The following is a 12,196-nucleotide window of genomic DNA, read 5'->3' on the forward strand; positions in this document are numbered from 1 at the left end:
ATTGAAAGGCCTTTCCTTCCTTGAACGAACACTCGATTACACTTTTAAGTGTATTTTTATTCTTCCTTATCATTCTTTCAGCATTTTTCTCAAGCTCAGAAACGGGGATGATGTCTCTTAACCGCTATCGCCTTAAACATTTGGCCAAAAGCGGAAATCGTGGTGCTAAGAACGCTGAAAAGCTACTTAAATCGCCAGACAAACTGATCAGTGTCATTCTGGTGGGTAACAACTTTGTCAATATTCTTGCGTCAGCCATCGCCACACTGATTGCAGTCCAGCTTTGGGGAGACGCCGGGATCGCCATTGCGACCACTGCCCTGACCATTGTGGTTCTGATATTTGCAGAGGTCACACCAAAAACCATTGCCGCACTACACCCAGAACGAATCGCATTTCCCGCTTCGTTTGTTTTAGCGGTGCTGCTCAAGCTGCTTTATCCAGTGATTTGGGTATTGAACCTGATAACAAAATCCTTGCTTAGAATGATTGGTATCAAGTCCGATGGCTCCGGTTCTGACGCGCTAAGCAAAGAAGAACTCCGAACGGTACTGTATGAGTCAAGTCACCGCATTTCACCTAAATACAAAGATATGCTGGTTTCCATTATCGACCTGGAAAAGGTCACCGTGAATGACATCATGGTGCCCCGCAACGATATCGTAGGTATCGATCTTGACCTAGAAATTGATGAAATTGTCGAGCGTATCAGTCACAGCCAACACACAAGATTGCCGGTTTATAAATCAGACATCAATAAAGTCGTTGGCTTAGTGCACCTACGCAGCATCAACCGTTTTTTAAAAGAAGATAACCTCACCAAGTCAATGATCATGCAGGCAACCCGCGAGCCTTACTTTGTGCCTGAAAGTACACCGTTACACACCCAGATGTTTAACTTTCAGAAAGAAAAACGTCGTATCGGTATCGTTGTAGATGAATACGGTGATGTCATGGGCATCGTAACCCTGGAAGATATTCTGGAAGAAATTGTTGGCGAGTTCACCACCGACATAGCCACCATGAACCAAGACATTACGCCACAAAATGACGGCTCATTTATCATTGACGGTGCTGCGCCGATCCGGGACATCAATAAGTCTCTGAACTGGAACTTGCCCACCGAAGGTCCCAAAACCATCAACGGTTTGATCATCGACTATTTGGAATACATTCCGGATGCCAATTTAAGTCTGCGCCTTCAGAATTACTACATTGAAGTTTTGCAGGTCAAAGACAATATGATTAAGTCTACGCGCATCATTCCTGCAAAAAACTGATCAAACTACAATAACCTCTCTATCCACAAGGTTGCTCTAACTCATTGAGCAACCTACATTTTCCTTAAAAAAACCATTCAAACTCCGGTTTCCACTGTAATATTTTGTTCAAATAACGGTCAAATTTCATACATATAACCGCCATAGACTTCTAATAAAACGTTCACAGGAGTCGGGCAAGATATGTCCCAAAAAGCCACAAATTCATCGACCAGTAAGAGTGAAATCCTTCAATCATTTGATGAAGGCAAGTCCCCTCTTACTCATCACGCTGAATCTCTCACAGAACAACTTTGCTGTGAATTGTTAGGCATAAACCCCAATGATATTTCAACTTTGCCTTTCACCGGAAAAGACATTACTGCCGGTTCTGAAACTGAGCTCCAGGTTGCCGTCATGGGCACAAAAGAACACGTTGACCTCCCAAAAATCATCCGAAGTTCTTCTTACTATGCAAATGTTGTTCGCCGCTCTAATACAGGCGACACCCCCGACAACGCCGTAGAGTGTTTAAACGAATATTTGGATAACGACACCAACATCTGGGAAAACAGCTGGGTTCGTTTTCCGCTCGAACACCTAAACAATCAAAGTCTCCATGTGTTCAATAACGATTTAAAAGCAGATAAAACCACAGAAGACAGCCCACAACGCGGCGACTCAAACACTTTTTTGTTCATGCAAGACGAGCAACCCTGGGTACGTGTTCCTATCTCCTATCTCGTTAAACTTTCATTGGCCGACATTCTGGCGGATAAGTATGAGCTGCCAGAGCAAATTCGATCCAAAGGGATGGAATTATTGGATAATTTCTCAAACGACAACACGTCACCGGAAACACACTCCTTTAAAGTGCTCGACCTTGAGGCCGAAAAAGGCTTGGGGTTTCAGCTTTCCAGAGAAACCTCACACCGATTTCTGTTCACCCACTTACTGACTGAATACGCAAACAAACACTTTGGTTTGGAGCAGGCTCAACAAAAAGCATTAATCTTCTTTTCACCGCACCCGCCGGTTCGCCAAAAGCAGCTGAACGATTGCATTTCCGATAACTTCTATCGTGAACTTTTCATGAGTCCATGCCTTTCCGGTTGGGATAAAGGCGAAGAAAAGCACGCTTATATGGCGCTCTGCCATCAGGTATTAAGCCGCTCTCATTTAAATGCTGTTGCTAAATTGCGCGATGCGGGCATCATTAACTCAAATCTGGTCGTGCTGCCAAATACCTCAAACATCAGCTTGGCGAACAATGGCACGCACATCAGCCTCGGCAGTAAAAAAATTCAAGCATCACTTGAAGATCAAGACTGCCAATTTAATGAGTCCCATGAAAAATACCTTGGTGATTTGGCCATTAAAATTACCGAACACTTCCTGCCTTTGTTTGTCGGCACCTACACAGCGGCGCCTTATCGTATCGATTTTGAGCAATTTCACCCTGAAACCGTGCTGGGTTTTCTTCCTCACGAAGTTGACTTTACCCATCTTCGAATGTTTTGGCGTCGATGGAAAAGTAAGGCCAAAATCAAATTCATCGGCAGACCCATTACTCCTTTTGGTCCTGACCTGATCGATAATACGGTAAGGTCCTCATTAGGACTCAAAGGCGACTTTGTCCCTGACTTCAGATTAATTGACTATCCCGCTGCTCTTCTCAGCACAGAAGAACATGCAGCCTTGGATGGCACACTCGGCAATCAGGACTTATTAAAAGACGACCTGGATAAAATGGGGATTTTTGACCGAAGTATGTCCATGTACTTGTTATTCAAGCTTCGGGAGTTTAACAAAATGGGCTACTGCGGTTTCGAAGGCCGTCACTACTCACTGTTTCACAGCATTGAGAATGACATGGGCTTCGCCGTCAACCTTCAAATCCTGATTCAAGCCGTTGCCTATAAATTAATCGCGGAAGGCCAGGTCACACACCAGGACATTCCTGATACACCTGAAATAGAAAGCGAACGACGTCAGATTTTCTTCACAGCAGCCGTCGACCTAAAGAAATTTTCTATCAAGCAGGACTCTAAAAATGTGTTTTTAGGTAAGCTGCTTGAATTTGCCGACAAGATTAAAAAAAGCCGGAGAAACAAAGGGTTCAACGTAATCAAGCTTCAGGATTACAGAATTGCATTGCTCCGCTTTCTTCAAACAGAAGGCCGGGAGATCATCGCTGACATGGGCCTGCAGGACACCATCAACGACCTTGAAGCCCGCTTAACGGGCGATCAGGCCGTCTCCTCTCGTTTAATTAAAGACATCATGAAAAATGAACGCATTCCTGATCCAATCCGAATGACCGGAAAGCGTTTTAACCGTAATGCCGAAGAGTACTACCGCAGTGATTTACGTGCTCAGCACTTATCCGAAGCAATGGCATCCGTCATCCATAAGCTCAGCCAGCTGAACAACGAAGAAAGCGCACTGCTGGAAACACAACTGAATCTTCAGACGACGCTTGCTCTCTGGCTGGAGCAAGTCAAGCAACACCTAGCCGCAGACACATTAAACAGCGAGCAAATCAGGCAGTTAATCGCACTCATCATTTATCTGGATTGCGATCTATCCGCGCATACTTTGAACCAAAAAAATCAGGAATTCATGCAAGCATGTTAATGCATCAATATATCGACCGAAAAGAAAATGTCATCGACGAAACATTGTTTGCCGACCGGATCGTTCAGTGGCTCTACAGTTCTGCACGTGAAAAAGCACCGAATGTATTTAAAGCCTTAACCAGCGCACAAAGCTCACGGTTACTGGCTCACCTGAACTTTGACATGGCATTAACGACTCGTCTGCTTGGCAATAAAAAGTTTTTAAAACAGTGCGGCTTGAATCTGGCCGAATGTATCGACCCACCGGAATCCTTCACCACAGCCCGGCGGATTTTTGAACGCAAGATCCGTTACTGGGAGTGCAGGCCTCAGCCAGTACAAACAGACGCAATCCTGTCTCCGGCGGACTCCCGCATGCTAATCGGGTCTCTGAATGACCATTCTCAACTGTTTATTAAAGATAAGTTCTTCAAATTTGAAGAAATGATTGGTACCGACCAACATAAATGGCTTTCAGCGTTTGAGGGCGGAGATTTCGCCATCTTCAGACTGACGCCCGATAAATACCATTACAATCATGCCCCGGTGAGCGGCAAAGTCGTGGATATTTACGAGGTGGATGGCCATTTTCACTCCTGCAACCCTGGCGCAATCGTTAAGGTCGTCACGCCCTACTCCAAAAACCGAAGGGTAGTCACCATCATAGATACCGACATTCCTGGCGGAACCAACGTAGGTTTAGTCGCTATGATCGAAGTCGTCGCGCTGATGATCGGAGAAATTGAACAGTGCTACAGCGACAAAGAATATTTGAATCCGGTCACTGTTGAGCCCGGCCTATTTTTGAAAAAAGGCCAACCCAAAAGCCTCTATCATCCGGGCAGCAGTACCGACGTATTGATCTTCCAGAAAAATCGCATGAAGTTCGATGATAAATTAGTAAGTAATTTATCCAATCCACAAGCTGTCAGTCGTTTTAATGACGCCTTTAACCAACCTCTGATTGAGACCGACGTTGCAGTCCGGTCACTAATCGGGACACCTGTGTACAACGGAGAAAGATAAAATGAATACATTGTTTATTCTCGTACTCGGTTTAAGCCTTTTGGCCTTCCAAGGATGGATGTTCAAGTTACTCACCGGGGAGCGCTGGCAGTTTCTGGCAACCATTCCTTTAAAGAAAAACCCTCAGGGTGAATGGCTTGGACTCAACCTGACCTACTACGGTGTATTCACCGCTACCTCGCTAGCCATTGGCGTTATCTTGTTTATATTGATGATGGCATCGGTAGGCAACTCTTTGACACTATCCGCTGTGGTGATCGCAGCACTGCTGGCCGTTTGCCTGCCGTCTGCACGTTTAGTGGCCCGCATCGTAGAAGGCAAAAGCCATACCTTCACTATTGGCGGAGCAACCTTCGTTGGCATCATTTGCGCACCCCTATTCATCGAAGGTTCCAATCTACTTATGGCCAAATACGGCGAGTTGTCACTCATTCCGACCATGGCAGCCATGTCCATTGCTTACAGCTTTGGTGAAGGCATAGGTCGCCTTGCATGCGTCAGCTTCGGTTGTTGCTACGGTAAGCCAATGCAAGAAATGCCAAATTGGGTGCAGAAAGTGTTTGGCCCGCTAAGTTTTACCTTTTCAGGCGAAACACGAAAAGCTTGTTACGCCTCCGAATTACACGGCATTCAAATATTGCCGATACAGGCCATTACGTCAGTATTGTATGTTTTGTGCGGACTGATCGGATTATTTACCTTCCTTGAAGGCTTCTACTTCTTTGCTTTAATGTTTACCCTGGCGTTTACTCAGTTCTGGCGTCTTTATTCTGAAACCTTAAGAGCAGACTATCGTGGAGGCCAAAAGATTTCACCTTATCAAATAATGACGGTCGTCGCCGTGGTCTACACAGCCATTTTCATGAGTTTCTACCCGGCACCGGAAGTGGTTGAAGCGAACCTTATCAACGGCTTGTCTTTTCTCTGGTCGCCAGAAGTCATACTTGGCGTTCAGGCCATTTGGTTACTGTCGTTCTTTTACACAGGCACAAGCACCGTCACCAGCTCCAACCTGAAGTTTCAACTGCACAGAGACAGAATTTAAAAACGCATTTAAATTCAACAGATACAAAAAAGGCACTTAATCGAGAATTAAGTGCCTTTTTAATACGTTCCAAAACAGTTAACCGCTTTGGGACCCTGACTGGGATTTCTCTTCGGCTTTATTATAAGCCGTATAAGCAGAAATCAAATGACAAACCCAACCTAAAAAGCCGCCCGTGCCTATCCATAACCCCGGTGTGATAATCAACCAAAATAAAGCACGCCAAAAATGGCCATTATATATTTGACCAACGCCCGGAATAATTAAACTTAAAACAGCTGCAATTCCTGAGTTCGACAATGAGTTCTCCTTAGAAAATCCGCTTACAAGGTGTATTAATGGTTACAACCTGGTCCGTGAACGTGGCCGTGCTCCAGTTCATCTGCGGTAGCATCACGTACATCTTTAACAGTCACATCAAAAACAAGGTCTTTACCTGCCAACGGATGGTTACCATCGACCGTAACTTTATCACCTTCAACTTCAGTCACGATAATCTGAATCGGATGACCGTCCGGAGATTCCGCGTGGAAAGCCATGCCCGGCTCAACTTTATCCACGCCTTCAAACGCTTCCATTGGTACTTCCTGAACCATTTGATCATGGTATTCGCCGTATGCTTCTGCAGCAACGATTTCAACGTTCACTTGATCACCAACGGTTTTACCTTCTAAAGCCTTTTCCAGACCAGGAATAATGTTATTAGCACCATGAACATACACTAACGGCTCGGAACCTTCAGACGAGTCAAGCACCTGACCATTGGTGTCAGATACTTTAAAATCCATGGTTACTACTTTTTGATTTGAAATAGACATATTAGCTCTCAAGTGAGGGTTATTCGCTTCATACGAACAACAAAATTTAAAGACTCAAAGACACATTGTAAGTGCCTTTAAGTCATAATCAAAATTTCATTGAGAACTATCTAAGGGCAGATCAGAATTATTCAACCCAAGAGGCAAGATTTATCAAAGCTTTCATCGGCTAGCCATCAATTCCAAGAAAGCCTGCCAATTCGGTATACCCGCCAATGTGTTCCTTGCCATGAAATATCTGAGGTACAGTTTCAACAGGCTTTCCTACTGTTTTTTCCAGATCAGCCTTAGAAATGCCCTCCTTATGAATGTCCACGTAAATAAAATCCAGAGCTTTGGTTTCACATAACGCTTTCGCTCTACGACAAAAACCACAACCTTCACGACCAAAAATTGTAATGCGTTTCATAATTGCTCTCTCCGAAGTGTTTCAATAGAGCGAATTATGAACAACCAAATAAAAACAATGAAATTAATTAAATTCAAAACACTAATAGAAAAAAACTATCAAAATAAACTGATTTGACCACTGGCGGTATGAGATCCCATCGAAAAATCATTACAGTTCAAATGCTCTTTTGTCTGACTGTTTAGGTGATTCTTCCGACAGGCCATATAAAAGCGCTGAGCAATCAGCTCCGAAAACACCCCGGTACCGGTCATCCGCTGATTAAAATTGGCGTTATATAACTTCCCGTTTCGGCTTTGCTCAATCAGACTTAAAACATGTCTGGCACGTTGAGGAAAGTGAGCATGGAGCCACTCAACGAATAAAGTTTTCACTTCATGCGGCAGCCTAAGCAAAATATAACGCGCAGAGTACGCCCCTGCCTGAGCACTTTCGTAAAGAATTGATTCCAGTTCAGAATCATTAATGGCTGGAATGACAGGAGCAACCAAAACGCCTGTCGGCACACCGGAAGAATTTAATGCAGAAATGAGCTTTAATCGGGTGCGTGCATCGGCGGCCCTTGGCTCCAGGGTACGTTTCAGCTCGTTATCCAGAGTCGTCATGGAGACATTAACAGAACACAGACCTTGTTTGGCCATATCAGAAAGAATATCCAGATCTCGTTCAATTAAACTGCCCTTAGTAATAATGGACACCGGATGCTTTACCTCATAAAGCAATTCCAGAATCCCCCTAGTTAGCGCCCATTTGGCTTCTAATGGTTGATACGGATCGGTATTCGACCCTAAAACAATCGGCTTACATTGGTATCCGGGCTTCGAAAGCTCTTCCCTTAAAACTTCCACAACGTTCGTTTTGCACACTAATTTGGTTTCAAAATCCAGCCCGGCAGACATATCATGGTAAGCGTGCGTCGGCCGGGCATAACAGTACACACACCCATGCTCACAGCCCGCGTAAGGATTGACCGACTGCTCGAACGGTAAATCCGGAGACTTATTTTTAGATATTACCGATTTGGCCAGTACCTCCTGCACTTCCGTTTCAAGCTTCTTACCAGAAGAAAAAGATTCACTTTCGTAATCTACGCCCAGCTCTGCCAAAGAGTCGCTATCCCGGACAATCACGTTTTGATGAAAGCGGTTGTTCGGATTGGAAATGGCTCCGCGACCTTTCATTACCTGAGTAGAAATAGACATAAAACCTCCAATCACAACTTGAGCTTGCTACACCAAACCAGAAAATACTGTAATTATTTACAGTATTCTAAAGATAAAGAATTCTTAAGTGCTTTGCAATAAAAAACCAAGCTCTTTTTTTCACACGCACAACAAAGCCCCAACAAGGTTTAGAAATTATTTTTTGACTAAAAATCATTCAGCTTTTCAAACCAACTTCAATATTTACACTATATTTTTAATGAGTTGCTTTTAAGAAAGAGGGATCTTATGAATGCGGTGGTAAATGACGACCAATACATGACACATGTTACCGACCTCGGCGAGTCTGAAGTTGTCACTGCCAGTGAAGACATTGTCAGTGAAAAAGGCGTCATGCTGCTGCCCAAAGGGGCGGCAATCAACAAAAAGATGTTGTCCAAACTTCAGCAACATTCTCTGGATCAGCAGGTCGATCAGGTGATCACCATAGAAGACGCATTGGACAGCGCTCAGATTATGGAAATTGGCCAGCTGCTTTTAAAAGAACATCCGGAATTCGCCGCTTCGCAGGCGTTTTTATTTGACCGAACCATGCCCATTCGCAGTTTTGGTCGCTTAAGACTGAACACAACCACCAGAAATAAACTGACCGTCTGTAAAAACCAAAAGCCCGAGCTGTTCGAGCATTCGATGTTAGTGGCGTATTGCTGCATGTGTGTCGCCGATTTAATGAAGGTGCCATTGATTGATGCGGACGATCTCATCACCGCCGCCATGCTTCATGACCTTGGCATGATGCACCTCAGTAAAGAGTTCCATGACCACAGTGCAATTTACACACCGGAGCAAGAACGGCAAATTGCATCCCACCCCATCATCATGTATCAGATTCTTGCAAAATTTCCCGAATACACAACCATTGCCAACCTGATTTTGGAGCATCATGAACACTTGGATGGCAGTGGCTACCCGAAAGCACTTGTGGGTAAAACATCACTCCCCAGCCAAATATTATCCGCCACTGAGTGCGCCATCAGTGTCTTTCAAAAGCATGGCTACAACTACACCTTGTCTGTATTAAAAACCCACATGGCAGAACAATTTAACGATAAAGTATCAAAGTGCTTAATCAAAATATTGAACAGCTGGCACGAAGCGTCTTCTGAGTTTGATTTCCCCAGAAACTATGATGACGTAGAATTGCTCTATGAAAAATTAAACACATCCGTCACCAGCGGTGCAAAAACCCTATCCACACTCACCAATCCTTTTGCCAGCAGCTCAGCCGTCATTCATTTAAAACAAAGAATCAGTGCAATACAGGTTTCGTTGGCCAACGTCGGGCTGGATAAATTACGTGGCGCAACGACGCTTAAAATGACATCAGACGACGATGACCTGATCATAGAAATTGGCGATGTTATTCAGGACAGCATTTTTCAGGTGTTTGATAGCATCAGAATTTTCCGCCGTCAGCTACACCCGGAAAGCAAAGTCCCCTCTGAACTCACTGCATGGCTGAAACAAACTGAAGACACACTCAAGGATTGCTTTTTAGGCGAGTAAACAGTTAACCGCTACATGCATGAATGAACAACCGCCGGTGCAAATACACCGGAGTAAACGCTTTAATTATTGGACGCTATCCCGCTGATATGAGCCAAAACAAAAGCCCTCTATGGCACAATTTTTTCCGGAAGAAAACCGAGTTCACAGAACGGATCGCAGAGCTTTGGCTGCAAACGCCTCTGTTCAACAAGATTTCTAAAAAACACTGCCAGCTACTCGTTCCGGACATGCATTTAAGAACCTATCAAAACAACGAGGTTATCTTCCGCCAAGGTGAAACCGGCATTGGTGCGGCCTTAATTTTAAGCGGTCAGGTAAACATCACCTCCAATGACAAAACACTGGCAACCTTAGGCTCAGGGGACTTTTTCGGCGAAGTTGCGCTGGTTGTTGATGAACCGAGAACCGCCAACGCGGTAACCACAGAGAATACCGAGGTTATCTTTTTTCTCAGACAAAACCTCGATGAACTCACAGACCGCTACCCAAGAGACGGGGCAAGGCTTATGAGAAACCTGGCGAAAATATTAGCCACCCGACTCAGAATCAGTAATCAGTCGGTCACCAATGAATAACTGGCTACATCGTCCTTCCGGCTTGGCCATCATAACGTTTTTGGTGATCACCTCCACCGTAGCCGGTCTATCCCTATTATTTAAGCCTGTTTTCTTCGCATTACTGGTGTCGTTCACCTTATACGCATTACTGGAACCTGTAGGCAATCAAATGACCGGCCGAGGCCTGCCACCAGCAACCACTGCATCCATTATTCTATGCCTGTTAATATGCCTCAGTACTTTATTTACTTTTATAGGATTTCCTAAATTACTCGATGGCCTGGTATCCGCTCAGGAAAAAACCGGCATTTTCAAGTCGACATTGCTCAGTTGGGTCAACCAAATTCAGCACGAAGTAGAAAAATCCGGCATTACAATCGACCATGAAAGCATCCAACAATTCATGAACGGCTCTGGCACCACACTCAACTTAGAGGCCATCATTGAAGGATCGAACATTTTGTTAAATATTTCAGGCACCCTATTACTGGTTCCTTTCATCGTATTCTTCCTGCTAAGGGATTACCGGTCATTAAGAAATCGTTTGCTGGCGCTTCTGCCAAACGATTATTTTGAGATGGGGTGGTTGATTTATTATCGAGTGGCCAAACAGCTTCAGGGTTATATCCGAGGTGTCATCATTCAAACTTCCATACTGGCAACCGTATCAACCATCGGATTTTTACTTGCCGGCTTTGATTCGCCTTTGATGCTCGGTATTTTAGCGGGACTGTTTGGTATCATTCCCTATTTAGGGCCTGCGCTCGCACTGTTTCCGCCACTTTTAATGGCAATGAGTGTACAACCTTTTGATATTTATTACGTTTGGGCAGCGGTATCAGTCATCGGCGTGGCATTCATTTTCGACAATCTGGTAGTAATCCCGACCATCATAGCCAACTCCGTTGACCTCCACCCTTTCGTGGTCATTGTCGGCGTGATCATTTTTGGCAGCTTATTCGGAATCATAGGTACAATCTTAGCGCTGCCAATTCTAGCAGCTTCCAAGATTTTATTTGTGGGACTTTATCAGGGGTTTTCTCAACGAGACATCACTCAGCAAGTCTCTTAAAATCAACCACGATGATCTGACACAAACGGATTATTTTTGCGTTCAAAGCCAATGGTTGAATTCGGCCCATGACCGGCAATGAACTCATAATCATCTTCCAGCGACCAAAGCTGCTGATGAATAGAATTCACTAAGGTATCCATGTCTCCTTTAGGAAAGTCTGTCCGGCCAATCGAACCGTTAAACAACACATCCCCCACAATGGCCAGCTTTGAAGGATGGTGAATGAAGACCACATGACCCGGAGTATGTCCAGGACAATGACGGACTTCAAGATATTGATCTCCCACCTGAACCGTATCACCTTGCTCTAACCATTGATTTGGGGAAAACGATTTGGTGGCCGGAAACCCAAACATCATGCTTTGCTGAGGAAGCAAATCAATCCAAAACTGTTCTTCTTTTTGCGGACCAACAATAGGTACGCCCTTAGTTTCTGCCAAATCCGCAGTAGCCCCCGCATGATCGATATGGCAATGCGTCAGCAACACTTTTTCCAGCGTCAGACCCAGTTCATCAATCGCGGCCAAAATTTTGGGTAAATCACCGCCGGGGTCAACCACCGCTGCTTTTTTCGTTTTTTCACACCAAATCACCGAGCAATTTTGCTCAAAAGTAGTGACTGGAACGATTTTATAAGCCAATCCACGTCCTGCTGAC

Annotated in this window: 12 protein-coding genes; 7 read left to right on the forward strand and 5 right to left on the reverse strand. The window is 44.6% G+C overall.

Translation table 11 applies throughout. From position 1 onward, the window contains the following. Window positions 1–20: 20 nt before the first annotated feature. The 4 genes from ABD744_RS08965 to ABD744_RS08980 all read left to right on the forward strand — a co-directional run bounded on the left by ABD744_RS08965 (window position 21) and on the right by ABD744_RS08980 (window position 5,948). A complete protein-coding gene (locus ABD744_RS08965) occupies window positions 21–1,280 on the forward strand; it encodes an HlyC/CorC family transporter (RefSeq protein ID WP_344797611.1) in 1,260 nt (419 codons plus the stop codon). Window positions 1,281–1,463: 183 nt separating this feature from the next. Next, window positions 1,464–3,896 (forward strand): hypothetical protein, encoded by a 2,433-nt coding sequence (locus ABD744_RS08970; RefSeq protein ID WP_344797613.1) that lies wholly within the window; start codon window positions 1,464–1,466, stop codon window positions 3,894–3,896. Beyond that, complete coding sequence (locus tag ABD744_RS08975) at window positions 3,890–4,903, forward strand: phosphatidylserine decarboxylase (protein ID WP_344797615.1); 1,014 nt, start codon at window positions 3,890–3,892, stop codon at window positions 4,901–4,903. The genes ABD744_RS08970 and ABD744_RS08975 overlap by 7 nt, the downstream gene beginning before the upstream one ends. A 1-nt stretch (window position 4,904) precedes the next feature. Beyond that, entirely contained in the window at window positions 4,905–5,948 is a 1,044-nt protein-coding gene (locus ABD744_RS08980; RefSeq protein WP_344797617.1) for a prolipoprotein diacylglyceryl transferase family protein, read from the forward strand. Window positions 5,949–6,026: 78 nt separating this feature from the next. On the opposite strand, the gene ABD744_RS08985 is transcribed toward ABD744_RS08980, so the two are convergent. The 4 genes from ABD744_RS08985 to ABD744_RS09000 form a co-directional block, all read right to left on the reverse strand. Then, entirely contained in the window at window positions 6,027–6,248 is a 222-nt protein-coding gene (locus ABD744_RS08985; RefSeq protein WP_344797619.1) for a DUF5683 domain-containing protein, read from the reverse strand. 35 nt (window positions 6,249–6,283) lie between these two features. Further along, window positions 6,284–6,766: an FKBP-type peptidyl-prolyl cis-trans isomerase gene (locus ABD744_RS08990; RefSeq protein ID WP_344797621.1), complete on the reverse strand. Its 483-nt coding sequence runs from the start codon at window positions 6,764–6,766 to the stop codon at window positions 6,284–6,286. A gap of 169 nt (window positions 6,767–6,935) precedes the next feature. Further along, entirely contained in the window at window positions 6,936–7,175 is a 240-nt protein-coding gene (locus tag ABD744_RS08995) for a GrxA family glutaredoxin (protein WP_344797623.1), read from the reverse strand. A 98-nt stretch (window positions 7,176–7,273) separates the two neighbouring features. Next, window positions 7,274–8,377, reverse strand: a complete 1,104-nt coding sequence (locus tag ABD744_RS09000) for a PA0069 family radical SAM protein (RefSeq protein ID WP_344797625.1) — start codon at window positions 8,375–8,377, stop codon at window positions 7,274–7,276. 249 nt (window positions 8,378–8,626) lie between these two features. On the opposite strand from ABD744_RS09000, the gene ABD744_RS09005 reads away from it, so the two are divergent. The 3 genes from ABD744_RS09005 (at window position 8,627) to ABD744_RS09015 (ending at window position 11,536) form a co-directional block, all read left to right on the forward strand. Continuing rightward, entirely contained in the window at window positions 8,627–9,904 is a 1,278-nt protein-coding gene (locus tag ABD744_RS09005) for an HD-GYP domain-containing protein (RefSeq protein ID WP_344797627.1), read from the forward strand. An 89-nt stretch (window positions 9,905–9,993) separates the two neighbouring features. After that, the gene (locus ABD744_RS09010; RefSeq protein ID WP_344797629.1) at window positions 9,994–10,482 is read left to right on the forward strand and encodes a Crp/Fnr family transcriptional regulator; all 489 of its coding nucleotides are present in this window, start codon (window positions 9,994–9,996) and stop codon (window positions 10,480–10,482) included. After that, window positions 10,475–11,536, forward strand: a complete 1,062-nt coding sequence (locus ABD744_RS09015) for an AI-2E family transporter (protein ID WP_344797631.1) — start codon at window positions 10,475–10,477, stop codon at window positions 11,534–11,536. The genes ABD744_RS09010 and ABD744_RS09015 overlap by 8 nt, the downstream gene beginning before the upstream one ends. A 2-nt stretch (window positions 11,537–11,538) precedes the next feature. Here the strand turns inward: ABD744_RS09015 and ABD744_RS09020 are convergent, their stop codons facing one another. Continuing rightward, window positions 11,539–12,180 carry an MBL fold metallo-hydrolase gene (locus ABD744_RS09020; RefSeq protein WP_344797733.1) on the reverse strand — a complete coding sequence of 214 codons (642 nt, stop codon included), beginning with the start codon at window positions 12,178–12,180 and terminating at the stop codon, window positions 11,539–11,541. Window positions 12,181–12,196 lie beyond the last annotated feature (16 nt).

The organism is Litoribacillus peritrichatus, assembly GCF_039537985.1.
Taxonomy (GTDB): domain Bacteria; phylum Pseudomonadota; class Gammaproteobacteria; order Pseudomonadales; family Litoribrevibacteraceae; genus Litoribacillus; species Litoribacillus peritrichatus.